Source organism: Arthrobacter sp. ISL-72, from assembly GCF_018613755.1.
Lineage (GTDB): Bacteria > Actinomycetota > Actinomycetes > Actinomycetales > Micrococcaceae > Arthrobacter.
Map to the genome: position 1 here is coordinate 17,849 of NZ_JAGGPP010000014.1, position 22,208 is coordinate 40,056.

Annotated in this window: 21 protein-coding genes; 8 read left to right on the forward strand and 13 right to left on the reverse strand. The window is 65.5% G+C overall.

Going from position 1 to position 22,208, the window contains the following annotated elements; translation table 11 throughout:
- Positions 1 to 100 precede the first annotated feature (100 nt).
- Together J7I92_RS13895 and J7I92_RS13900 are read right to left on the reverse strand one after the other, a co-directional pair.
- Positions 101 to 1,045, reverse strand: a complete 945-nt coding sequence (locus J7I92_RS13895) for a metallophosphoesterase (protein WP_214841375.1) — start codon at positions 1,043 to 1,045, stop codon at positions 101 to 103.
- Between the two features lie 6 nt (positions 1,046 to 1,051).
- Complete coding sequence (locus J7I92_RS13900) at positions 1,052 to 3,352, reverse strand: transglycosylase domain-containing protein (RefSeq protein WP_214841377.1); 2,301 nt, start codon at positions 3,350 to 3,352, stop codon at positions 1,052 to 1,054.
- A gap of 37 nt (positions 3,353 to 3,389) precedes the next feature.
- On the opposite strand from J7I92_RS13900, the gene J7I92_RS13905 reads away from it, so the two are divergent.
- Genes J7I92_RS13905 through J7I92_RS13915 form a run of 3 tightly spaced genes read left to right on the forward strand, consistent with a single transcriptional unit; the run spans position 3,390 to position 5,044 of the window.
- Positions 3,390 to 3,545, forward strand: a complete 156-nt coding sequence (locus J7I92_RS13905; protein WP_009359196.1) for a DUF4177 domain-containing protein — start codon at positions 3,390 to 3,392, stop codon at positions 3,543 to 3,545.
- A 2-nt stretch (positions 3,546 to 3,547) separates the two neighbouring features.
- Positions 3,548 to 4,117, forward strand: coding sequence for a RidA family protein (locus tag J7I92_RS13910; protein WP_214841378.1), 570 nt, complete (start codon positions 3,548 to 3,550; stop codon positions 4,115 to 4,117).
- A gap of 15 nt (positions 4,118 to 4,132) precedes the next feature.
- Complete coding sequence (locus J7I92_RS13915) at positions 4,133 to 5,044, forward strand: NUDIX hydrolase (protein WP_214841380.1); 912 nt, start codon at positions 4,133 to 4,135, stop codon at positions 5,042 to 5,044.
- A 90-nt stretch (positions 5,045 to 5,134) separates the two neighbouring features.
- On the opposite strand, the gene J7I92_RS13920 is transcribed toward J7I92_RS13915, so the two are convergent.
- Positions 5,135 to 5,812 carry a Crp/Fnr family transcriptional regulator gene (locus tag J7I92_RS13920; protein ID WP_056634704.1) on the reverse strand — a complete coding sequence of 226 codons (678 nt, stop codon included), beginning with the start codon at positions 5,810 to 5,812 and terminating at the stop codon, positions 5,135 to 5,137.
- 272 nt (positions 5,813 to 6,084) lie between these two features.
- Here J7I92_RS13920 and J7I92_RS13925 point away from each other — a divergent pair, with 272 nt between their 5' ends.
- Entirely contained in the window at positions 6,085 to 7,269 is a 1,185-nt protein-coding gene (locus tag J7I92_RS13925) for a MarP family serine protease (RefSeq protein ID WP_214841381.1), read from the forward strand.
- Between the two features lie 39 nt (positions 7,270 to 7,308).
- Here the strand turns inward: J7I92_RS13925 and J7I92_RS13930 are convergent, their stop codons facing one another.
- The 3 genes from J7I92_RS13930 to J7I92_RS13940 all read right to left on the reverse strand — a co-directional run bounded on the left by J7I92_RS13930 (position 7,309) and on the right by J7I92_RS13940 (position 9,197).
- Positions 7,309 to 8,355 carry a DUF2332 domain-containing protein gene (locus tag J7I92_RS13930; RefSeq protein WP_214841383.1) on the reverse strand — a complete coding sequence of 349 codons (1,047 nt, stop codon included), beginning with the start codon at positions 8,353 to 8,355 and terminating at the stop codon, positions 7,309 to 7,311.
- A gap of 1 nt (position 8,356) precedes the next feature.
- The gene (gene aroQ / locus J7I92_RS13935) at positions 8,357 to 8,833 is read right to left on the reverse strand and encodes a type II 3-dehydroquinate dehydratase (RefSeq protein ID WP_214841384.1); all 477 of its coding nucleotides are present in this window, start codon (positions 8,831 to 8,833) and stop codon (positions 8,357 to 8,359) included.
- A gap of 61 nt (positions 8,834 to 8,894) precedes the next feature.
- Positions 8,895 to 9,197, reverse strand: a complete 303-nt coding sequence (locus J7I92_RS13940) for a helix-turn-helix domain-containing protein (protein ID WP_214841386.1) — start codon at positions 9,195 to 9,197, stop codon at positions 8,895 to 8,897.
- A 66-nt stretch (positions 9,198 to 9,263) separates the two neighbouring features.
- On the opposite strand from J7I92_RS13940, the gene map reads away from it, so the two are divergent.
- Both map and J7I92_RS13950 read left to right on the forward strand, forming a co-directional pair.
- On the forward strand, positions 9,264 to 10,046 hold the full coding sequence (map, locus tag J7I92_RS13945) for a type I methionyl aminopeptidase (RefSeq protein ID WP_214841387.1): 783 nt from the start codon (positions 9,264 to 9,266) through the stop codon (positions 10,044 to 10,046).
- 172 nt (positions 10,047 to 10,218) lie between these two features.
- Complete coding sequence (locus J7I92_RS13950; RefSeq protein WP_214841389.1) at positions 10,219 to 11,184, forward strand: hypothetical protein; 966 nt, start codon at positions 10,219 to 10,221, stop codon at positions 11,182 to 11,184.
- A gap of 71 nt (positions 11,185 to 11,255) precedes the next feature.
- Here the strand turns inward: J7I92_RS13950 and J7I92_RS13955 are convergent, their stop codons facing one another.
- The 4 genes from J7I92_RS13955 to J7I92_RS13970 form a co-directional block, all read right to left on the reverse strand.
- On the reverse strand, positions 11,256 to 13,472 hold the full coding sequence (locus J7I92_RS13955; protein WP_214841391.1) for an alpha-galactosidase: 2,217 nt from the start codon (positions 13,470 to 13,472) through the stop codon (positions 11,256 to 11,258).
- Between the two features lie 171 nt (positions 13,473 to 13,643).
- Positions 13,644 to 14,984 carry a sugar ABC transporter substrate-binding protein gene (locus J7I92_RS13960; protein ID WP_214841394.1) on the reverse strand — a complete coding sequence of 447 codons (1,341 nt, stop codon included), beginning with the start codon at positions 14,982 to 14,984 and terminating at the stop codon, positions 13,644 to 13,646.
- A 56-nt stretch (positions 14,985 to 15,040) separates the two neighbouring features.
- Positions 15,041 to 15,982 carry a carbohydrate ABC transporter permease gene (locus J7I92_RS13965; protein WP_214841396.1) on the reverse strand — a complete coding sequence of 314 codons (942 nt, stop codon included), beginning with the start codon at positions 15,980 to 15,982 and terminating at the stop codon, positions 15,041 to 15,043.
- A 10-nt stretch (positions 15,983 to 15,992) separates the two neighbouring features.
- Positions 15,993 to 16,934, reverse strand: coding sequence for a carbohydrate ABC transporter permease (locus J7I92_RS13970; protein WP_214841398.1), 942 nt, complete (start codon positions 16,932 to 16,934; stop codon positions 15,993 to 15,995).
- A 217-nt stretch (positions 16,935 to 17,151) separates the two neighbouring features.
- Between J7I92_RS13970 and J7I92_RS13975 the strand changes: the two genes are divergently transcribed.
- Entirely contained in the window at positions 17,152 to 18,354 is a 1,203-nt protein-coding gene (locus tag J7I92_RS13975) for a Gfo/Idh/MocA family protein (protein ID WP_214841400.1), read from the forward strand.
- A gap of 5 nt (positions 18,355 to 18,359) precedes the next feature.
- Positions 18,360 to 19,388 carry a LacI family DNA-binding transcriptional regulator gene (locus tag J7I92_RS13980; RefSeq protein WP_396020391.1) on the forward strand — a complete coding sequence of 343 codons (1,029 nt, stop codon included), beginning with the start codon at positions 18,360 to 18,362 and terminating at the stop codon, positions 19,386 to 19,388.
- A 26-nt stretch (positions 19,389 to 19,414) separates the two neighbouring features.
- Here J7I92_RS13980 and J7I92_RS13985 read toward each other — a convergent pair whose 3' ends face one another.
- Genes J7I92_RS13985 through J7I92_RS13995 form a run of 3 tightly spaced genes read right to left on the reverse strand, consistent with a single transcriptional unit; the run spans position 19,415 to position 22,150 of the window.
- Entirely contained in the window at positions 19,415 to 20,212 is a 798-nt protein-coding gene (locus J7I92_RS13985) for a DeoR/GlpR family DNA-binding transcription regulator (RefSeq protein WP_214841404.1), read from the reverse strand.
- Between the two features lie 58 nt (positions 20,213 to 20,270).
- Positions 20,271 to 21,182 carry a carbohydrate ABC transporter permease gene (locus tag J7I92_RS13990; RefSeq protein ID WP_214841406.1) on the reverse strand — a complete coding sequence of 304 codons (912 nt, stop codon included), beginning with the start codon at positions 21,180 to 21,182 and terminating at the stop codon, positions 20,271 to 20,273.
- Positions 21,179 to 22,150 (reverse strand): carbohydrate ABC transporter permease, encoded by a 972-nt coding sequence (locus J7I92_RS13995; protein ID WP_214841408.1) that lies wholly within the window; start codon positions 22,148 to 22,150, stop codon positions 21,179 to 21,181. Before J7I92_RS13995 ends, J7I92_RS13990 begins: the two co-directional genes overlap by 4 nt.
- Positions 22,151 to 22,208: the final 58 nt, after the last annotated feature.

Here is a 22,208-nt window from a genome sequence, read left to right on the forward strand (position 1 = left end):
CGCTTCTCACGCTCTAAAACGAATGTAGTTTCCTCTAGCAACTACCTTATGCCATGGAGTGACGCCGTTCACAGGATTCAGCGGGGTATTGAGGCCCTGCTCAGCTCTCCGTCAGAGTCAGGAGCACGGCCTCGGGCCGGCAGGCGATGCGCACCGGGGCGAAGCGCGAAGTGCCGATGCCGCCTGACACGTTCACCGGCGTCGTGCTTCCGTTGCTCTGCCAGTTGTTGAGTCCCTTGGCGCGCCAGGTGGGAAGGTCACAGTTGGATACCAGGGCACCGTATCCGGGAAGGCAGATCTGGCCGCCGTGGGTGTGGCCGGCGAGCAGGAGGTCCGCACCGTCCTCGGTGAAATGGTCCAGGACGCGCTGGTAGGGGGCGTGGGTGACTGCCACCTTCAGGTGCGGCGTGGTGTCCTGCCCCCTGGTCCCGCGCGGCCAGCCGGCATAGCGTTCCAGGCCCAGGTGGGGATCGTCCACGCCGGAAAAATCGAAGCGCAGGCCGTTCAGCACCACGGACTGGTGGCGGTTGGTCAGGTCCACCCAGCCGGACATGCCGAAATGGGAGCGAAGCCGAGGCCAGTCCAGTTCCACCGGGTTATCGCGGGCCTTGGAGGGTCCGAGGAAGTAGGACGCTGGATTCTTCAGGGTGGGCGCGAAGTAGTCATTGGAGCCGGGAACGAACACGCCCGGAAACTGCATCAGCGGGTCCAGCGCCGTCAGCAGCGGATCGACCGCCTTGGCGTGGCTGAGGTTGTCCCCGGTGTTCACCACAAGGTCCGGTTCCAGCTCAGCCAGCGAGGACAGCCACCGGGCCTTCCGCTGCTGTCCGGGGACAAAGTGGATGTCGCTCAGGTGCAGGATCCGGAATGGACCGTAACCCGCCGGAAGGATGGGCAGGAGTTCCTCGCGGAGGATGAACTGGTTCTTCTCCCACAGGCCGTAGCCGGCTGCGGCCATGCCTGCTGCAGCACTGGCCGCTGCTGTTACGGCAAGGCCGCGCCCGATGCTTCGGGCGCGGCCTGCCAAAGTCGTTGCGACGGCCACCGGTGCTTACCCGTTGCCATTTCCGTTGTTGCCGTTGCTCTTGTTACCGCTGGGCGCCGGCGCGGGGGAGGACGGCGCCGGGGCGGGTGATGAGTTCTGAGTCGACGGCGTGGTCTGGCGCGTGGGTGTCCCGCTGATCATGTTGGACGGCGGGGCGGTGAACGGGTTGGTGCCGTACGCGGGAGCCACCTGGGACATGAAGTTGGAGAACATCGGGCCGGCGATCATGTAGCCGTCGATCCCCGTGTAGAACTTGCCGTTGACCGTGACGTTCTGGCCTGCCCGCTGCTGGGTGCCGAGGGCATCACCGAACCACGCGGCGGTGGCCAGGCCGGTGGTGTGGCCCACCACCCAGGTCGATCCGTTGTTGTTGGACGTACCGGTCTTTGCGGCGATCGGGAAGTTGGTCTTCGTGGAGATCCGCGGCTGGATCAGCGAGCCGGATCCCCGGTTGAGGACTTCCTGCAGGGCGTAGTTCACGCCGCGGGCAACATCCGGTTTCAGGGCATCCCGGCAATTCGTGGTCTGGGCGGGCAGCTGCGCTCCGGTCTGGTCCTTCACGGAGGTGATGGCGATGGGCGCGCAGTATTTGCCGTCATTCGAGAAGGTGGCGAAGGCGCTTGCCATCGCCAGCGGCGACGTCTGCCTGGAACCCAGGAGGTTACCCAGGGTTGTCATGGTGATGGGCGGCGTCGGGTTGATGATCTTCCCGGCGTCGTCCCGCTGCGGAAGGCCTTCGTGGAGCCCGACGGCGTCCACGACCTTCTGGATTCCGCACAGGTCAACTTTGGAAGCCGTGGCAAACGTCATGGTGTTGATCGAGTTTGCCAGCCCGTCGAGGACGGTCATGGAACGGTAATACCCCGGCTCCGCGTTCTGCAGGTCTGTGGAGTCACCGTTGGTGCTGTCATACCAACCGACAGTCGGCGTCTGGCAGGTGTTCCTCCACGGGAAGCTTTGCGGATAGCGGCGAACCGCGCCGTTCAGGATGGTGTTCATCGAGTTGCCCTCGTTGAGCCATTCCGCGAAGGTGAAAGGCTTCATCGTTGAACCCGGCTGTGCACCGCCGAGGCCGTTGAGGTCGTTGCCGTTGGCGTCGTACTGGTCAACGCTGAAGTTCAGCTGGCTGTCGAACTTGCCGTCGCCGGCGAACCACACCGTGTTCTGCGCCATGTTGGTGATCTTGCCGGTGTTCGGCTGGACCGAGACGACTGCAGCACCCCACTTGTCCGGGTTGGCTCCGGCGGAGGCGTCCACCTGGGCCTGGGCCACGCTCTGGGCGTTGGGGTCAAGGGTGGTGGTGATGGTCAGGCCGCCGCGGAAGACCGTCCGCTCACGTTCTGTGGCATCGGCACCGTAAGCCGGATCGTTCAGCAGCAGGTGCAGGACGTAGTCACAGAAATACGGCGCAGTTGAGGCGTAGGCACAACCCTGGCGGGCGGGCGTGACCTTGGTTTCCACCGGCGTTGCAACCGCGGCCTCGTAGTCGGCCTGGTTGATCTTGCCCTGGGTGTACATGGCATTCAGCACCTGGTCGCGGCGGTTCTTCGCGTTTTCCGGGTTGTTGATGGGGTCATAGAACGACGGGCTGTTCACCACGCCGGCCAGCAGGGCCGCCTGCGGAAGGGTGAGGTCCTTCGCGGTGGTGCTGAAGAAGAACTTGGACGCGGCTTCGATGCCGTAGGCGTCCCGGTTGAAGAACACAATGTTGAGGTAGCCCTCGAGGATCTGCTCCTTGGTGAACTTCTTCTCCAGTGCGATGGCCAGCTTCATCTCGCGAAGCTTGTCACCCACGCCCTTGTTGACGCCGTTGAGCTTGATGTCCTCGGTGTTGCCCTCAGCCTCCAGCGAGGCGTTGATGACGTTGTTCACGTACTGCTGCGTGATGGTTGACGCGCCCTGCTTGTTGCCGCGGGCCGTGCTGACCAAGGCACGCATGATGCCGGTGGTGTCCACGCCGCCGTGCTCATAGAAACGGCTGTCCTCGATGGCGATCACTGCGTCCTTGATGAACGGCGACATCTGGTCCAGTGAAACGCGGGTCCGGTTTTCCGCGTAGAGGTTGGCGATCAGGCTGCCGTCAGCGGCAAGGATCTTGGTGGACTGGCTGGGCGGGTCCACCTGCAGCTCTGCCGGGAGCGTGTCGAAGAACTCGATGGAACCGCTGGCTGTGCTGCCGGAAACAGCAGCCGCCGGGACCAGCAGGCCCGCTACCAGGACACCACAAATCGCGCTCACGCCAAGGAAAGCAAGGATCTTTCCGAGGGTGGTGGCTGTATCGAATAGAGGGTTCTTACCAGTCGCCATGTTTTCCACTTTACCGGCAAGGACTAGGCTTTAGCTCATGACCAAATGGGAGTACGCCACGATTCCGCTCATTATTCACGCCACGAAGCAGATTCTGGACCAGTGGGGAGAGGACGGCTGGGAGCTCGTCCAGGTAGTCCCGGGACCTGACGGCAACGGTCTTGTTGCCTACCTCAAGAGGGAGAAGCAGTAGTTATGACAAGCCCTGCAGGCACGGCGCCGGAAACCCCGGCACAGGCCGAAAACCGCGTCTCCGGCGCAGAAAACGGAGCACCGGCTTCCGCCGTCGAACAGCGGCTGGCGGAGCTGGGATTGGCCCTCCCGGAGGTCGCCGCCCCGGTGGCTGCCTACGTGCCGGCCGTCATCTCGGGCAGCCATGTTTACACCTCCGGCCAGTTGCCATTTATTAACGGCAAACTCGAAGCCACGGGCAAGGTGTCCACGGGCAGCGAAGGCTTCGCGGACGAACCGACTGTGTCCCCCGAAGACGCCAAGCGTTTCGCTGCGGTCTGCGCCGTGAACGCCCTCGCGGCGGTCAAGAGCGTAATCGGCGACCTCGACCGCATCACCAGAATCGTCAAGGTTGTCGGTTTTGTTTCCTCGGATCCGTCCTTCACCGGGCAGCCGGGCGTCATCAACGGTGCTTCCGAGCTCCTGGGCCAGGTCCTGGGCGACGCCGGCCAGCACGCCCGTTCCGCCGTCGGCGTGTCGGTCCTGCCGCTGGACTCGCCGGTCGAGGTCGAACTGATCGCCGAATTTAGCTAAGGCCGGTCACTTCCCTTGCCCCAGTTAGCCCGCCGCCTGTTTGTGCTGCCCCCGGATCTCGAGGGGGCAGCACAAAGCTGGGTCGAACACGGCGAGCGGACCCCGCGCGCCGCCCGCCTCGCGTCCTCGGTCGTCCTGCTTCGCGACTCTCCCACCGGATTGGAGACCTGGTTGGGCTACCGTCCGGGTTCTTCCCCGCTCGGTGTGCTCGCCTTTCCCGGCGGTTCCCTGGATGCGTCCGACGACGACGCCGTCGGCTGGCTCGGCCCCTCAGCCCAGCATTGGGCGGAACAGATGGGAACAGACGACGTCGGGCTTGCTCGCCGCCACGTGGTGGGCGCCATCCGCGAACTGTTTGAAGAGACCGGGGTGCTGCTGGCCGGCCCGGACCTGTCCACCACGGTGGAAGCCACTTCCACGTCGGAATGGATGAAAGCCAGGGTGGCTGTCGCCGAGCAGGAGAAATCCTTCCCGGACGTCCTGGCCAAGCGGGGGCTCTCCATCCGCACCGACCTGCTCAAGCCGCTGGTCAACTGGCTCAGCCCCGACTTCGCCCACCGCCGGTTCAACACCCGCTACTTTGCTGCCACGGTGCCCGTGAACCAGCAGCCCACGCTGCTGGAAGGCAAGGGAGTGTGGGGCCGCTGGGTCTGCGCCAGCAAGGTCATCGCCGAACGCGACACCACTGCCCTGGGCGACGAAGTAGGCCAGGAAAACACTGTGGGCCTGGCCCTCGGACAACTGCTTGTGCCCGGCTCGGAGATCATGCTCGAAAAAATGGCGGCGGCCAACGGCTGCATCGCCTACCTGAGCTACAAGCGGAAGCCCCACGTCTACCAGCCGAAGCTGGTCGAAGAAGACGGGAAGCTCATGCTCGAAGTCGAGGCAGCAAAGACCGTCGCGGGAGAGCCCCAGCGCGAGCGCTAGGTCCGCAGCTCCCTCACTACCACCGACAGAGAAGGCCGGCTCCGATTCCTGGAGGCCGGCCTTCGTCCATATGGAGCTGTTGAATAATATTTAGCGGGAGCGCTGGCGGAGGCGCTGCATGTCCAGGATCACGACGGCGCGGGCTTCCAGGCGGAGCCAGCCTCGCTGCACGAATTCGGCCAGGGCCTTGTTCACGGTTTCACGGGAGGCGCCCACCAGTTGGGCCAGTTCCTCCTGCGTGAGCTCGTGGGCCACCAGGACGCCGTCGGTTGCCGGCCGGCCGAAGCGGTCTGCCAGGTCCAGCAGTGCCTTGGCCACGCGGCCCGGGACATCGGAGAACACGAGGTCGGACAGGGAGTCGTTGGTGCGGCGCAGGCGGCGGGCCAGGGCCTGCAGGAGCTGGGCCGAAACTTCCGGACGGGTCCGGAGGAGCGAGTTCAGGCTTTCGTTCTTCAGGCCGGCGAGGCGGGTCTCGGAGACGGCGGTTGCCGTGGCCGTGCGGGGGCTGGGGTCGAACAGTGCCATTTCGCCGAAGAGCTCGCCCGGGCCGAGGATGGCCAGCAGGGACTCGCGTCCGTCCGGGGAAGTGCGGCCGAGCTTCACCTTGCCGGAGACGATGAAGTAGAGCTGATCACCCTGGTCGCCTTCACGGAAAACCGATGCTCCGCGTGACAGATCCACCTCGGTCAGTTCGTCCGTGAGCAGACGGAATGCTTCGTCGTCGAGCGTGGCAAATAGGGGTGCGCGGCGCAATACCTCGATGTCCATGAAATCTCCTGAGTAAATGTGTCGGCTGGGGCGCTTCAGCCATTGTTTCAGAATTTTCAACGTTCTGTGACGTACTTGGCAGCTGAAACGCCTGAAACGGGGCCTTCGAGGCCGTCGCGGAGCCGTCGAGCGACGCGCATGACGGCGGTTCCGCTGACGCCGTGAGGGCTGCGAAGTGCTCTGCGGAGTGCGCGGGGCGGCGGTCTGTCGTCGGGAAACTGTCAGGGTTCACCACTAGAATTGGGGCTTACCTGTTTTTGTGAGGAGCCCGTGTGTTCGGCTTGACCATCCTGGACCTGGCCTTGATCCTGACGCTTTTGTCCTACCTGATCTACGGCCTGCGCAACGGCTTCCTGGTGACGCTGGGCGGCATCGCCGGATTTATTGTCGGCGCCCTGGCCGCGTTCGTCTCGGTGCCCATTGTCAGCAACCTTGTTGAGGACAGCGGCTGGAGGCTCACCGCGATTGTGGCCGCCGCCGTCGTGCTGATTGTCCTGGGACACGCGCTGGGAACCATGATCGGCCGCAAAATCCGCAGCGCCGTGCGGATCCAGCCGCTGCGGGCCATGGACCGCGTGATCGGCGGCGGCGTCAACGTGGTGGTGGCGGCGCTGGTCATGTCGATGCTGTCCTTCAGCATCAGCGCGCTGGGTGTCCCCTTCGTGTCCCAGCAACTGGCCGAGTCCAAGGTCATCCGCTTCATCGACGGCCTCACTCCCGTGCCGGTGAAGGCCGCCGTGGCGCAGCTGCGCTCCACCGTGATCGGTGACGGCATTCCCACGCTCATCGCGGGGCTCGGCCAAGGCCGCCAGGTGGCCATTCCAAACGCGAGCACGGACACCCCGGCCCTGAACCGGGCAGCGGAGTCGGTCCTGAAAATTGCGGGCACGGCCTACGAATGCGGGCAGAACCAGACCGGAAGCGGCTTTGTGGTTTCGCCGGGGCGCGTTGTGACCAACGCCCACGTGGTGGCGGGCGTGTCGCAGCCCGTGGTGGAGATTCCCGATGCTGGAGCCATGCCCGGCCGGGTGGTCTACTTCGACAGCCAGCATGACCTCGCAGTCCTGGCTGTCGACGGTCTGCCGTCATCCCCGCTGCAGCTGAGTGCGGACCTGCCTGCCGGCAGTTCGGCAGCGTTCGCCGGCTACCCCCACGGCGGCCCGTTCCAGTCCAAACCGGCGACAGTGCAGGACATCGCCACCGTCATGGTGCCGGACATCTACGGCAGCAACGCTGCGGCCGAAGACGTCTACCGGCTGGCCGGCGACGTCCAGCCGGGCAACTCGGGCGGGCCGCTCCTGACCACCGAAGGCCAGGTGGCCGGTGTGATCTTCGCGAAGGCCACCTCGGACGCGGACATGGGCTTTGCCATCACCATGGACGACCTCGGTCCGGTCGCTGCGCAGGCCCCGGGCCTGAGCAGTGCCGTTTCGTCCGGGCAGTGCATCCAGAAGTAGCACGCTTTTAGAGGTAGCGGGCCATAGAAGCAGCAGTGCCTAGAGCCACTCCAGGCTTTGGCCGTGGGGACCGGCGATGCCCACGGGGACGCCGTCCTGGACCAGGAGGAAGCGGCCCTTCAGCCGTGCGTCGTCCATCTCCGGTACCACCACCGAGCCGTCTGCCTGCGCGAGCACCGTGTGGCCCTCGTTGGACAGCCAGTGGCAGCCGCGCTCGGCGGCAAGCGTGGCCATGGTGGAGCGGAAGGCGTTCCGCTGGGAGGAGTCCAGGTAGGCCATCACGGCACTGTGGAACACCACGAGGACCGCGTCAGGCGGCGCCTGTCCGGCCAGTGACACCAGCTGTTCGTTCAGGTCACCGGCCACTAGCAGCGGCGGATCCTGCTGTGCGATGGCGATGGCCCGGCGCAGCCGCTCGCGGCGGAAGTCCTGCTCCGGCCAGATGAGGGCCTCCAGCCAGGCGACGTCGTCGGGATTGCTGATGTCGAGCGGATTCAGGTCGATGCCGGCCCGCCACACCACCTCGGGAAGCTCCGCGGGGAGCGGCACCCGGCCCGCCACTGTGCACTGAAGGACGGGCGGTCCGCCTGCCGGGGCCGGAGCGGCTTCGCCTGCTCGCGGAGCCAGCCGCGTGACGGAGGAGCCGTCGTCGTATTCGTACGCGTACCTGTCCGGATACAACGCCAGCCCGGCAGAGGCACCCACCTCGATCAAGGCAAGCGGGCGGCCCGTTGAGCCGGCGATGGCGGCGAGGGACGGCAGGAGTGTGGCGCAGCGGCCTGCCTCGTTGGTCTGCGTCGCGCGGGAGAGCACGATCCGGGCAACATCGTCCCAGCGCGCCAGCAGGAACTCGCGGAATTCGCCGTACGGGGCGATCTGCGCACCGAGAAACCGCGCGGCGGCCAGGATCAGCAGGGGCTGGCGCTTGGTGTGCGGCAACTGCTCGATGCGCGCGATCAGTTCAGGATCGCCCGCGATTCCCACCGACCATTCGGCATAGCACGGCGAGGAGGCCGGGGCGTCGATGGTGCCGAAATTCCGGTACCAGTCGGCCGTGCCTGCCTTCCCCGTGCTGGGGGATGGCATCTCAGGCCCTGCCGGCGTTCAGTTCGGCGAGGTATTCGACGGCGAACCGGTAGCCCATGACGCCGGCGCCGGCGATCACGGCCTTGCTGATGTCCGACAGGTACGAGTGGTGCCGGAATTCTTCGCGCGCGTGCACGTTGGTGATGTGAACCTCCACCGCCGGCACCTGCACCGCAGAGATGGCATCGCGGATGGCAACCGAGGTATGCGTGTAGGCGCCGGCGTTAAGGACGATGCCGATCGCCTTGCCCCGCGCCGCGTGGATGGCGTCAACCAGTGCGCCCTCGTGGTTGGACTGGAAGCATTCAATCTCCACGCCGTGCGCCGCGCCGGCGTCTTTGGCGAGCTGTTCGACATCGGCCAGGGTTGCCGTGCCGTACTTCTCCGGCTCCCGCGTTCCCAGAAGATTCAGGTTGGGCCCGTTGAGGACCAGGATCGTGCGGCGGCCGGCATCAGTGGCGGAGGGGGCTTCAGTCATGTCAGCCAATCTATCGCTTCCGGTGGTGCCTGGCCGCTTCTTTACGGCCTGCCGGTCCCTCTCACGAGGCCAGCCGGTCAGGTGCATTGTGGTCAGGCCTGCTCGGTTCAACCCCACGTTTGGCCTGGTTGATCTCGGCCCAGACCGCATCGAGGGAGAGTCCGACGACATCGGCGATCGCAGCGATGGTCGGGAAGGCAGGGGTCGCCACGCGGCCGGACTCGATCTTCCGAAGGGTCTCCGGCGACACACGTGCATCGAGCGCGATTTCGAGCATCGAGCGCTCGCCCCTGGCGCGACGCAACAGGGCACCGAGCCGCTGTCCGCGCTCGACTTCTGGGGGTGTGAGCGGCAACCTGACCATGGCTCCAATTGTAGTACCGGGATAATATGGCCGGGATAGTTATTGGATCCGTGAGACAGGCGCCGCATGATCGAGATTCTGAACCCGGCCGAACTGGCCCGGGCAAAAGAGACAGGCGCCCTGGTCGCTGACATCCTGCAGACGCTGAGGAGCCGCAGCACGGTCGGCACGAACCTTCTGGACGTCGACCGATGGGCCGCGACCATGATCGTCGAGGCTGGAGCGCAGTCCTGCTACGTCGACTACGAGCCATCCTTCGGACGCGGGCCGTTCGGACACTACATCTGCACGGCCGTCAACGACGCCGTGCTCCACGGACTGCCGCACGACTACACACTTGCCGACGGCGACCTGCTGACGCTCGACCTCGCCGTTTCCAAAGGAGGAGTCGCTGCAGACTCTGCCATCAGCTTCATCGTGGGCGACTCAAAGCCCCCGGAGAGCGCCGCGATGATCAGCGCGACCGAGCGCGCATTGAACGCAGGGATAGCCGCTGCCGGACCCGGGGCCCGCATCGGCGACATCTCCCATGTCATCGGCTCGGTCCTCAGTGAAGCGGGGTACGCGATCAACACCGAGTTCGGGGGTCATGGCATCGGATCGACGATGCACCAGGACCCGCACATTCCGAACACCGGACGGCCAGGCCGTGGATTCAAACTGCGCCCCGGGCTGCTGCTCGCACTGGAGCCGTGGGTCATGGCCGACACCGCTGACCTCATCACCGACGCCGACGGGTGGACGCTCCGAAGTGCGACAGGCTGCCGGACAGCACACAGTGAGCACACGATCGCCATCACCAACGACGGAGCCGAAATCCTCACCTTGCCGACGCAGCCGCACTCGTAAAATCAGAGCCGGACGGGCCCGCGTACGCGCCGGGGGGAGACAGCCGGCGCCCGCCGGCCCGCGGGCACTCTGGCAACCCTTTGCGGCGGTGCCTAAACTTGAAGAACCATCGTGCGGAGCTCCCGTACTCGGTCAGCTCGCGCGGAAAGCCCGATCTGGAGAGAGCGTCATCATGCGCTACAAAAATGTGGATTCAGGAAAAACAGTTCGCCGTGCTGCCGCAGTGGGACTCGTAGCCCTCGCAGCACTCGTAATTCCGGCGCCGGTGGTTTCGGCCGGCCCGCCGTCATCCAACGGCCACGACAAGGTCATTCAGCTTCCGGGAGCCTCCTCCGCCGAAGGCATTGCCGAGGGGAAAGGCACCACGTTTTTTGCCGGGGACCTCGGCAAGGGGGACATCTTCCGCGGCGATATCCGCAGGGGAACGGCCAGGCTCTTCATCGACGTGCCTGACGGCTGGGAGGCCGTGGGCATGAAAGTGGATGTGGACAACGATCTGCTCTTTGTTGCCGGCGGCAGCACCGGCCAGGGGTACGTCTACGACACCGACACGCGGGAGACGGTGGCCACGTACCAGCTGACTGCAGTGTCGGAGCAGCAGCCGGCCTTCATCAACGACGTCGCAGTCACGGACGACGGGGCCTGGTTCACAAATTCGCTGAAAGGCGAGCTGTACTTTGTTCCGGTGGACCGCCGCGGCACGCCCGGCGACATGAAGACCCTGCTCCTGACCGGCCCGGCCGCAGCGACTCCCGCTGCGTTCAACCTCAACGGCATCGCGGCCGTGCGGGGCGGCCGGACGTTGATAGTGGCGCATTCGGCCAATGGGGCCCTGTACACGGTGGACCCGGCCTCCGGTGCCAGTGCCGCCATTACGGGCGCCAAGTTGCCCTATGTGGACGGGATCGTGGTTAAGGGGAACACGCTCTGGGCCGTGCAGAACATGCTCAACCAGGTGAGCCGGGTGCGGCTGGATTCCGGGCTGGAATCCTTTGAGGTCAGGGACGTCATCACCAGCCCCGACTTCCAGGTCCCGACGACGGCGGCCGTCTTCGGCGATACGCTCGCCGTGGTCAACGCGAAGTTCGGGGTTCCCGGCGCCAGCACGTACGAAGTTGTCCTGGTGGACGCCCGTTAAGGGAACCCACACAAAACGGCGTGCCGTCCGGGATGGATACCCGGCCGGCACGCCGTTTTGTGTGAAACAGCCTACGACGCCGTGAAGCGCAGGAGCAGCGCGTGTTCCGGGTTCAGGATGGGCATCGGCAGGCCCACTTCCGCCAGGAACCTTCCGCTGGCCTCGGCGCCTGACGCCAGCCAGGCCGGCGGCTGCACCTGGGTGAAGTTGTGTGCGTAGTCGGCGTCGCCGGGGGCCGGGAAGATGGCCTCCACCTTATAGCTGCGGTCCGGTTCCAGGCCCGGGATGGCGATGCGCCCGGGCTGCTCAGCGAAGGCGGTCCTGGTGCTGACCAGCGCGAACAGCGCCGCGGTGTCGCCCTGTCCGGCGGGACGCGGTGCAACCACGCCGTGGAGCATCAGGGAATCGTCGGCCACATCCGCGCGGACCATCCGGCCGGAGTGGATCAGGCCGCGGTGCTCCTTGTAGAGGCCGATGAACCGCCTGAGTTCTTCCCGCTCGGCGCCGTGGATCTGGCGGACGTCCCATTCCAGGCCGAAGTGGCCGAACAGGGCAGTGATCGCGCGGAAGGACACGTCGTGCGTCCGGGCCGTGGTGTGGGAGGTGGTGGGGCCGATGTGCCCGCCCACCAGTTCCGGCGGGACAACAATGCCGGTCCAGCGCTGGATGGTCTGCCGTTCCAGGGCATCGTTGCAGTCCGAGCCCCAGATCCGGTCCGTCCGCTCCAGGATGCCCAGGTCCACGCGCGCGCCGCCCGAGGAGCAGCTTTCAATCTCGATCCCCGGGTGGGCCTTCTTGAGCTCGTCGAAGAGCCGGTAGGCGGCCAGCGTCTGTTCGTGGACCGACGAGCGCCCGGCGTGGCCGTGCTCGGTCAGGTCCCGGTTCTGGTCCCACTTCAGGTAGCTGACGTTGTTCTCGCGGAGCAGGGCATCGATGCGGTCGAAGATGTACTGCCAGGCTTCCGGGTTGACCAGGTCGATGACATGCTGGTGGCGCCAGGGCAGGGGCAGCCGGCCGCCGTCCTTGTGCGACCGTGTGGCGGGGCCGACGATCCATTCGGGATGTGCCCGCGCAATGTCGGAGTCGAGGTTGACCATTTCCGGCTCAACCCAGAGGCCGAACTCCATGCCGCGGGAGGTGACGGCTTCAATGAGCGGGGTGAGACCGTCCGGCCACAGGCCCTCGTCCACGTACCAGTCGCCCAGGCCCGCCTGGTCGTGGCGGCGGCCGCGGAACCAGCCGTCGTCCAGGACAAACCGCTCCACGCCCAGGTCTGCAGCGGAATCCGCCAGTTCGATCAGGGTGTCGAGGTCGTGGTTGAAGTACACAGCCTCCCAGACGTTCAGCACCACGGGGCGGGCCTTGCCGGCGCGCGCGTTGCCTGCTCCTGACCTGGCGGAAGCGGCTGGCAGCACGTGGTGCGGACGGTTCCGGAACCAGCTGTAGAAGGCTTCGCTGATGCCGTCGAGGCCCCGGTCCGAGTAGGCGGCAAAGAGCGCCGGCGTGGTGTAGCTGCCGCCCGGCTGGAGCACGACTTCAGCCGGACCGAGCAGTTCGGACCCGCCGATCATGGTGCGTCCGTCCGCGATGTTGTCCGCGAACTGCTCGTGGTTGCCGCTCCAGGCAAGGTGGGTGGCCCAGACTTTGCCGTGGCGGTTGCCGAAGCCTGCCGTACCCGCGGCCAGCAGCAGGGAGGAGTCGTGGCCGGTGCGGCCGTGCCGTCCGGTCCGCACCCAGGTGCCCTGCTGGATGGTCCGGCGCTGTGGGTGGCGTTCGCGGCACCAGCGGCCGGTCAGGTCGAGGAGTTCGACGGCGTCGGGAGCCACCGGCAGCACGGTGGCCAGTTCGTCGAGCTGGAAAGGCGAGGTACCGGTGTTGGTGACGGTGTGCCGCATTTCCAGCAGGCCGCCGTCGTGCAGTTCCAGCGTTGATTCCACGGCGATGCCGGCGTCCGGGTCGGACTGGACAACCACGGCGGTGTTGGCGCCCTTGTCGCCGGGCGGGGTGGCGGCGACGCGGAGGCGGACGGAGAAGTCGTAGCCGGGAACGCCGTCGGCGATCCGGTGGCCGCGGAGGGCGGGACGCCCGCGCCAGCTGGAGGATGCCTGCGGCAGCAGCCCGGCGGGGACAGTGGCGTCGATGGCAGAGTGCGGGATCGGTTCGCCGAGGATGGCCAGATCGGGCAGCGAAGAGCCCAGGTCGGCGCCCCAGTGAATGACCTCGGCCTCCCCGCTGTCGAAGCTGATCACCAGGCTGGTGCCGGCGGAGCGGAGGTGCAGGGGATCCATAGGGGTTTCTCTTTCAGTAATCATGGTGTGCGTCCGGTGACGGGGCTGGTTGGTCGGGTGGCTGGTTGTTTCAGTGGGGGTGGCTGGATGCCGCCGTCGCGAGGAAGGAACGGCGGCATCCGGCCGTGTGACTGCGACCACTCACGCTGTCACGCTTTGGCGGGAACGTGTCTACTTGAAAAGATCGTTCACCTGGTTGTTGGCTTCGGTCAAGGAGCTGGCGGGCTGTTTGCCCGATACGACGGCGTCCATGGCGGGTTCCATGATGCCCTTGACCTTCGCGGTGTTGTCAGTGATGGGGTACAGGAAGGTGGTTTTGTTCTTGACGTGCTCGGTAAACGCCGTCACGTCTACGCCCTTGGCCTTGAAGGCCTCCGCGGCCTTGTCAGAAGAGGCCTTGAGCGCCGGGAACACCACAGCCTTGGACGCGACGACGTCCTGGCAGTCGGCCGAGGCAAGGTATTCGACCCACTTGATGGACGCGTCCTTCTTTTTGGTTCCGGCCCAGATCGAGTCGGCCAGGCCGTTGAACATTGATGCACGCTTGCCCTCAGGGCCCACGGGGGTCGGGGCGATGCCCACCTCGACGCCCTTGTAGCCGGTGTACTGGCCGATCATCCACGAACCGTGGGCGTTGATCGCCGACTTGCCCGCAGCGAAGGTGTCGGCCATGGCCGCGCCTACAGTGGTTTCGAGCTTGGGCATGTAGCCCTTGTCAACAAGCCCGGCAAACCACTCCATTGATTTCTGGAACTTCGGGTCATCGTAGTTGTAGTGCGTGCCCCACGGGTTCTTGTCCGTGTGGGACCAGCCGGTTGTATTGGCGAAGTAGCTCCACTCGGTCTGGCCCGAGGAGTCGCCGCCGCCGTTGAGCCCGAGGCCGTAGACGTCAACGTTGTTCTTATCGAAGCCGGCCTCGTCACCCCGCTTGCCGTTCTTGTCAACGGTCAGGTGGGCGATGACTTGCTCGTACGTTCCGCCGTCCTGCGGGTTCCAGGTGAGGTTCTTCATCTGCTCCTCGGAGATGCCGGCGCTGGAGAGCATCGCCTTGTTGTAGAACAGCCCGATGGTGTCCCAGTCCTTCGGCAGGCCGTAGCGCTTCCCGTCCTGGCCCACCCAGAGGTCCGCGAGGCCCTCGTTGTACGCGGACAGGTCCACGTTGTCCTTTTCGACGGCGTCGTCGATGGGCAGCAGCTGCTTGTTCTCGGCCAGCTCGCCGTAGCGGCCCAGGTGGTTGGTGAAGACGTCCGGGGCGGTGCCGCCCACGAATCCGTTGGTGAGGGTGGACCAGTAGTCGTCCCAGCCGCGCTGGGTGATCTTGACCTTGATGTCCGGGTTGGCCTTGGTGAAGTCGTCTGCGCACTGCTGGTAGGCGGGAAGCTGGTTGGCATCCCAGAGCCAGTAGCTGATCTCGCCCTTGGCCGATTCTGCGGAGGATCCTGAGCCGCCGCAGGCGGAGAGGGAGAGCGCCATGGCTGCAGCGACGGCGACGGTGCCGAGGGATTTCTTCATTGTTTTCTTTCCGTTCGGGGTTCGGGTGTGCGGTGTGCGGGAGGAGATGCGGGTGCTTATTTGATGCCGGAGAAGCCGATGGAGTTGACGATCTTCTTGCCGAAGGCGGCGAAGAGGATCAGGACAGGCAGTGCCGAGACCAGGGTGGCGGCCATCAGGCCGGACCAGTCCGGTGCTCCCTGCGGTGATTGGGACTTGAAGACGCCGAGCCCCACCTGCAGGACGCGTACGTCGTCCTGGGACCCGACCAGCAGCGGCCAGAAGTATTCGTTCCACTGGCCGATGAAGGTCAGCAGCGCAAGCGTGGCGATGGGGGCTGCCGCGTTGGGGAGAACGATCTGGAAGAAGATGCGCAGGTGCTTGGCGCCGTCGAGCATGGCCGCTTCCTCAACTTCACGGGACATGTTCAGGAAGAACTGCCGGAGGAAGAAGATGGCGAACGGGGTCATGAAGACGTACGGCAGGACCATCCCGAGCATGGTGTTGAGCAGGTCCAGGTTCTTGATCAGGAGGAAGTTGGGCAGGGCTGTGAAGATCGGCGGGACCAGCATGGTGCCAAGGAACAGGCTGAAGACGGCGTTCCGTCCCTTCCAGCGCAGCCGGGCAAAGGCGTAGGCGGCCATCGCGCTGAAGAACACGGCGCCGGCGGTGGTGATGGAGGAGAAGATGATCGAGTTGCGCAGGTACAGCCAGAAATCGATGGCGGCCCCGGAGCCGCCCTCCGCGACGGCGTCGGCCGGGCTCTGCAGCCCGAAAACACGCATGAAGGCGCCAAGGGTGAAGTCTGCAGGAAGCAGGCTGGCCGATTGGGTGGCCAGTGCCCCGTTGGTGGACAGCGCCGTCCGCAGCACCCACAGGAAGGGGAGGACGGAGACGGCGATCGCGAGGGCCAGCAGGGCCCAGGCGCCGGCGCGGCGGGCGTTGAAAGTACGACGGCGGGTGGTTGAGGGGCGCAGTGCGGTGGCCGGCTGCGGTGCGCGGCTGGTGGTGGTGGTCATGCGGGACTCCTTAGTCCAGGTCCGACTCGTTGCCCTTGAGGAACTTCATCTGAATGAAGGCGACGAGGGCGAGGATGAGGAAGAGGATGACGGCGATGGCGGATCCGTAGCCGAAATCCGACTCGGTGAAGGCGCGCTGGTAGATGTAGTACTGGATGACCCGGGTGGCGTTGACCGGTCCGCCCTGGGTGGTCACTGCCACGGTGTCGAAGACCTGGAAGGAGCCGATCACGGTGACGACCAGGACCAGGACCAGGACGGGGCGAAGCAGCGGCATGGTGACCTTGCGGAAGGTCTGGAACGGTGATGCGCCGTCCAGCTTGGCTACTTCATAGAGGTGCTGCGGAATGGCCTGGAGGCCGGCGAAGATCAGCAGGGCGGTGTAGCCCATGTGTCGCCAGGTGTTGATCAGCGCCTGGGTGGGGATTGCCCACTCCTCGCTGCCGAAGAACGCGACGCGGGGCAGGCCGGCCCATTCGATGAACTGGTTCACGACGCCGATCTGGTAGTCCAGCATCCAGAACCAGAGCAGGGCGGCGATCACGTTGGACATCAGGTACGGCAGGAGCAGGGCGCCGCGGACCAGGGTGGACTTGGCCACCCTGTCCATCAGGAGGGCCAGGCCGAGAGCCAGGGCGGTCTGGAGGGCGATGTTCATCAGGACGTACTGCCCCGTGACGGCCAGCGAATTCCAGAACAGCGGATCCTTGGCGATCGCGGTGTAGTTATCCAGGCCCACCCATTCCGGGTCGCCCAGGATGTTGTACTCCGTGAAGCTGAGGTAGATGCCGCGGATGGTCGGCACCACGTAGAAGAGGATGAAGCCGATCATCGCGGGGGCGATGAAGAAGAGGGCGACCTTGAGGTCGCCGAACCGGCGGAGGCCGCCGCGCGGCGCCGGGGCGCCGGACCGGAGCCGGGGGGTACTCGTGTGCTTGGTAAGGGTGGTCATCTTCGACCCTTTCCTGACTGTGATGTGGGTAACAACTGCGAGCCAATCTACACGAGTAGATGACGGGTGGCAAGTGTTTGAATCAACAAAAATATTGGAACTTGGCGACGGTCCGCCGGAAATCGTTGACTCGAGTAGATAGTGGTGGAAGACTTTCGGCAAGCCCACGCAAGGGCTCTTTGCCCGCAACCGCGGGCCAGCCATGGAAAGGTAAACAATGCCGTTTTCAATCGGAGTCGTCGGTGTCGGACAGTTCGGCGGCCAATTCGCCCACCTCTTTAAGCTCCACCCGGGCGTCAGCGAGGTATACGTTGTGGACGAGCGGCCGGAGCGCGCTGCGGCGGCCCTGGAACGCTGGGGACTTGACGGCACCAAGGCGAGTTTCGCGGAGCTGCTGGCGTCCGACGTCGACGCGGTGGCCATTTTCACGCAGCGCTGGACCCACGGCCCGCTGGTTGAGCAGGCGCTGCGCGCCGGCAAGCACGTCTACTCCGCTGTCCCCATGGCGGTTTCCGAAGCGGAGATCGAACGCATCATCGAGGCCGTGAAGGAAACCGGACTCGTCTACGCTATGGGGGAGACCAGCTACTACAACCCGGCCACGGTCTACGCGCGCGAGCAGCACGCCGCCGGAAAGTTCGGCCGGATCTTCTACAGCGAAGGCGATTACGTCCATGACATGGACCTGGGCTTCTATGACGCCTACCAGTACAGCGGCGGAGAGGCGTGGAAGTCGACGGCGAGCTACCCGCCGATGCTGTACCCCACCCACGCCATTGGCGGTGTGCTGGGTGCCCTGCCGTCCCACGCGGTCAGTGTCAGCTGCATCGGCGTCCGGGACGACCGACAGGACGGCGTCTTCGACAAGGACGTGAGCATGTTCGGCAACGACTTCTCCAACGCCACGGCCCTGTTTGAGCTGAACGACGGCGGGGCCATGCGCACCAACGAGATGCGCCGCGTGGGCTACCCGTCCCACATCCGGGAGTCGCGTTTCCGCTTCTTCGGCACCGAGGCCAGCTTCGAACAGCTCGCGAAGGTGACGGTGTGGCAGGACAAGGAAAACGTCCACGACATCTCCGCACAGGTGGAGACCAAGCCCAGCATCCCGCTGGATGACCCGTCGCTTGCCGACGTCGCACCCGAACTGCGTGATGCCTTCATCTCCGGCCTTGCCCCCGTACACGACCGCGCACGCCTGCCTGAGGAATTCCGCGGCGCGCCGAACGGGCACGAGGGGAGCCACCAGTTCCTGGTGGATGATTTCGTCACCGCCGTCAAGGAAGGGACGCTGCCGCCCGTCAACGCCTGGGTGGCCGCAAGGTTCACCCTTCCCGGGATCGTGGCACATGCCTCGGCCCAGCAGAACGGCGAACGCCTGCCCATCCGCGATTTTGGCGACGCTCCGCGGGATGCATAGCTAGCATGTACTCCATGACCACTTCCGCAGTGCACCCGCCCCGAGGCCCGGTAACCCGCAAGGATGTTGCCCGCTACGCCGGCGTGAGCACCGCTGTGGTCAGCTACGTTGTCAACGGCGGACCCAAGCGCGTTGCGCCGGCCACGGAAGCGAAAGTCCAGGACGCTATCCGCGTCCTGGGCTACCGCCCCAATGCGGCTGCCCGTGCACTGAAACTCGGATCAAGCGAGACCATCGGCCTGATCATTCCCGACAACAGCAACCCGTTTTTCTCGCAGCTTGCCCACGCTGTGGAGGACGCTGCCGCGGAACTCGGTTTTGCACTGTTCCTGACCAACTCCGACGGCGACCTGGCAAAGGAACGCCGGCACATCCGAAACCTGGCCGCACGGCAGGTGGACGGAGTGGTGCTGGCCAGTGTCCTCTCCGAGCCGGACCTGGCCGATCTGGAAGCGGCGGAAATCCCCTCGGTCCTGCTGAGCCACAGCGAGCGGCCGGCCGGCCTCACCAGTGTGGGCGTGGACCTCGCCGCAGGGGCCCGCACTGCCGTGGAACACCTTGTGGGGCACGGCCACCTGAACATCGGACTGGCGATGGGCACCACCACGGCCAACGAAGCGGATGACCGTGAGCAGGGCTGGCTGCAGGCGCTCGAAGGTGCCGGCCTGCAGGAGGGCCCCATCGCGCGCAGCGCCTTCACCCGCGAAGGCGGCTACGCGGCAGGGAAACGCCTGCTGGCGTCAGGGCACCGGCCCACCGCTATCTTCGCGAGCTCGGACATGCAGGCCGTGGGCATCCTCCGGGCCTTCCATGAGGCGGGGTTTTCCGTTCCGGAGGACTTCGCGCTGGTCGCCTTCGACGGCTCGGTGGAGGCTGAGTATTCCTGGCCTCCGTTGACCACGGTGGAGCAGCCCGTGCGCGCCATGGCGGATGCCGCAGTGCGGGCACTCGTCGGGGAGGGCCGCGGGGAGCCGCCCCGGCACCACGTGTTCCCCACCCGGCTTGTGGTCAGGCAGTCCTGCGGCTGCCCCTAGGTGAATTAACTACTTAGGCTGCCTCGTTAAGCTGCTTCGCCGCCGACGATCCGCAGCCGGCTGACGCTTTCCTGAAGGAGACGCCGGGCGTCCCGGCTGAGCCCGGCGTCGCTGATGACTTCGTCCGCTTCCTCGAAACCGGCGATGGTGCTCATGCCCTGGGTGCCCCACTTGGTGTGGTCAGCCACCACCACCACTTTGCGTGACGCAGCCACGAACGCCCGGTCCGTTTCGGCTTCCAGCAGGTTCGGCGTCGTGAAACCGGCGTCCGGATCCATGCCGTGCACCCCTAGGAACAGCAGGTCCAGGTGCAACTGCTTGAGCGCCGCCGTCGCAATCGGCCCCACGAGTGCGTCCGACGGCGTGCGTTCGCCGCCGATCAGGATCACCGTGGAGCCGTGTCGTCCGGCCCCGGAGGAGGAACCGTGGTGGAAAAGGTCGGCGATGCGGATGGAGTTGGTCACCACCGTGATGGTGGGACCGTTCACCAGCTCCTTCGCCAGCGCCCAGGTGGTGGTGCCGGCGCCGAGTCCCACGGCCATGCCTTCATGCACCAGCGACGCCGCCTCGAGTGCGATGGCCCGTTTCTCCGCTGTCAGCTGGGTGGATTTCTGCTCGAAGCCGGGCTCATGGGTGCTGGCGTCGCCGGGGAGCTTGGCGCCGCCGTGGATGCGTTCCACCCGGCCGCCCTCCTCGAGCAGCTCAATGTCCCGCCTGACCGTCATGAGCGACACGCCCAGCTGCTGGGCGAGGTCCGAGACGCGGACCACCCTTTCGCGCTGGACGGCGTCGACGATTGCCTGGTGGCGTGCTGCGGGGAGCATGGAGTTCCTTTCGGGCTTACGGCCGGGGAGTGCTGTCCCCGTCAGGGTCCATCATGGTCTACCCCTTGCTGGAACCAAGAGTCAGGCCTGCCACAAACTGCCGCTGGAGGAGCAGGTAGATCACCAGGGTGGGGATCACCGTGATGACGGCGCCGGCCGCCAGGAGGTTGTAGTTGTTCAGGAACTGGCCTTGGAGGTTGTTGATGGCCGTGGTGATGGGGAGCCTGTTGCCGCTCTGGATGAACAGCAGCGGCCAGAAGTATTCGTTATAGATGAAGATGATCTGCAGGGTGCCGAGGGCGGCGAACGCGGGCCGGCACAGCGGCAGGATGATTTCCCGGTACTGCCGCCAGATTCCGGCGCCGTCCACCAGGGCGGCCTCGGTGAGGTCGGAGGAGAGCGCCTTCATGTAGTTGGACAGCACAAAGGTGCAGAATCCCATTTGCACAGCGATATTGACCGCGATGACCACGATGTACGTATTCAGCATGTTGCCGGAGTCGCTGAAGGAGTAAGGCACCTCGAAGTGCTTCGCCATCTCGAACAGCGGCGCGGCCAGCACCTGCGGCGGCAGCAGGTTGCCGGCGGTGAACATGATGAGCAGGGTGATGTTGAACTTCCAGCTCACCCGGCTCACGGCGAACGCCATCAGGGAGGCCAGGAACAGGGTCAGCAGCACGGCCGGAACCGTAATGATAAGGGAGTTCATGAAGTACGTGGCGAACCCGCCCTGCGTCCAGGCCTGGGTGAAGTTGTCGAAATTGAAGTCCCCGGCCACGCTGAAGTACCCGTGTTCGTTGGTCGATGCGACCGGCCGCAGCGCCGTGAAGAGCGACCACCCCAGCGGGATCAGCCACATCACCGCCATCACCGTGAGGAAGATGTGCGTTCCGTAATGGCGCCTCGGGCGGCTGCCGGAGCGGAGGGCTGCCGTGCGGGTTCCGCCGGAGCGGGCTGTGGTGGTGCTCATGCTTTGTTCTCCTTGCCGAAGGTGCGGCTGAGGTAGAAGACGATGGGGACAAGGGAAATAACCAGCAACACCACCGCCAGCGCCGAGCCGACGCCGATCACCTGCCCTTCGCCCACCAGGTTCTGGATGACCAGGGCGCTGAGCATTTCCAGGCCGTTGGTTCCGCGGTTGATGACGTACACGACGTCGAAGGCCCGCAGCGACTCGATGATGGTGATGACCACAATCACGATGTTGATGGGACGCATGGCCGGAAAGACCACTCGGAAGAAGGTCTGGACAGCGTTGGCGCCGTCGATGGCCGCGGCCTCCTTGAGGGTGGGGTCAACACCCTTGAGCCCGGCCAGGTACAGGAGCATGACGTAACCGGCGTGGCGCCAGGTGGCGGCGATCATGGCAGCCCAGATATTGACCGAGGAATCCCCGAACCAGTCCACGGCCTGCGGTGTCCCCGCGGTGCCCAGCAGGAAGTTCAGCAGCCCGTTGTCGCGCTGGTAGAACAGCTGCCAGATGATGCCGATCAGGGCCAGCGAGAGCATTACAGGTGCGAAGAAAATGCTCTGGTAGATCTTGCTGCCGCGGATGTTCTGGTCCAGCAGTACAGCCAGCAGCAGACCCAGCGGGGTGGCAATCAGGGCCAGGAACAGCAGCCACAGCATGTTGTGCTGCACCGCAGGCCAGAACGGCGGATAGTCCTGGGAGATGTACTGGTAATTGGCCACCCCCGCCGGGCGGATGTCGCCCAGGTCCAGGCCGTTCCACCGGGTGAAGCTGAGGCCCACCGACATCAGCATCGGCAGCCACACCAGGGTCAGTTCGATCAGCGTGGGGATGCCCACCATCAGGGCCAGGACCATTTTGTCCCGCCCTGACAGGCGGCGTACCCGCCCGCTTTTGACGCGGTGGACCGGCGCCCCCTCGGGCTCCCTGGATTCCTCCGGGATAAGTTCTCTTGCAGTGCTGCTCATGGAAGTCTTCCCTCGCTTGGTCCGGATGCAGGGAAAGTACGACGGCGGCAGGCGGTGC

Excerpts from the sequence above, each read along its gene's own strand:
- J7I92_RS13910 (WP_214841378.1), top strand. The coding sequence starts at position 3,548 with ATGACAAGCCCTGCAGGCACGGCGCCGGAAACCCCGGCACAGGCCGAA.
- J7I92_RS13980 (WP_396020391.1), top strand. The coding sequence starts at position 18,360 with ATGTACTCCATGACCACTTCCGCAGTGCACCCGCCCCGAGGCCCGGTA.
- J7I92_RS13975 (WP_214841400.1), top strand. The coding sequence starts at position 17,152 with ATGCCGTTTTCAATCGGAGTCGTCGGTGTCGGACAGTTCGGCGGCCAA.
- aroQ (WP_214841384.1), bottom strand. The coding sequence starts at position 8,833 with ATGACTGAAGCCCCCTCCGCCACTGATGCCGGCCGCCGCACGATCCTG.
- J7I92_RS13940 (WP_214841386.1), bottom strand. The coding sequence starts at position 9,197 with ATGGTCAGGTTGCCGCTCACACCCCCAGAAGTCGAGCGCGGACAGCGG.
- J7I92_RS13900 (WP_214841377.1), bottom strand. The coding sequence starts at position 3,352 with ATGGCGACTGGTAAGAACCCTCTATTCGATACAGCCACCACCCTCGGA.
- J7I92_RS13985 (WP_214841404.1), bottom strand. The coding sequence starts at position 20,212 with ATGCTCCCCGCAGCACGCCACCAGGCAATCGTCGACGCCGTCCAGCGC.
- J7I92_RS13950 (WP_214841389.1), top strand. The coding sequence starts at position 10,219 with ATGCGCTACAAAAATGTGGATTCAGGAAAAACAGTTCGCCGTGCTGCC.
- J7I92_RS13990 (WP_214841406.1), bottom strand. The coding sequence starts at position 21,182 with ATGAGCACCACCACAGCCCGCTCCGGCGGAACCCGCACGGCAGCCCTC.
- J7I92_RS13930 (WP_214841383.1), bottom strand. The coding sequence starts at position 8,355 with ATGCCATCCCCCAGCACGGGGAAGGCAGGCACGGCCGACTGGTACCGG.
- J7I92_RS13970 (WP_214841398.1), bottom strand. The coding sequence starts at position 16,934 with ATGACCACCCTTACCAAGCACACGAGTACCCCCCGGCTCCGGTCCGGC.
- map (WP_214841387.1), top strand. The coding sequence starts at position 9,264 with ATGATCGAGATTCTGAACCCGGCCGAACTGGCCCGGGCAAAAGAGACA.
- J7I92_RS13965 (WP_214841396.1), bottom strand. The coding sequence starts at position 15,982 with ATGACCACCACCACCAGCCGCGCACCGCAGCCGGCCACCGCACTGCGC.
- J7I92_RS13905 (WP_009359196.1), top strand. The coding sequence starts at position 3,390 with ATGACCAAATGGGAGTACGCCACGATTCCGCTCATTATTCACGCCACG.
- J7I92_RS13920 (WP_056634704.1), bottom strand. The coding sequence starts at position 5,812 with ATGGACATCGAGGTATTGCGCCGCGCACCCCTATTTGCCACGCTCGAC.
- J7I92_RS13960 (WP_214841394.1), bottom strand. The coding sequence starts at position 14,984 with ATGAAGAAATCCCTCGGCACCGTCGCCGTCGCTGCAGCCATGGCGCTC.
- J7I92_RS13995 (WP_214841408.1), bottom strand. The coding sequence starts at position 22,150 with ATGAGCAGCACTGCAAGAGAACTTATCCCGGAGGAATCCAGGGAGCCC.
- J7I92_RS13955 (WP_214841391.1), bottom strand. The coding sequence starts at position 13,472 with ATGGATCCCCTGCACCTCCGCTCCGCCGGCACCAGCCTGGTGATCAGC.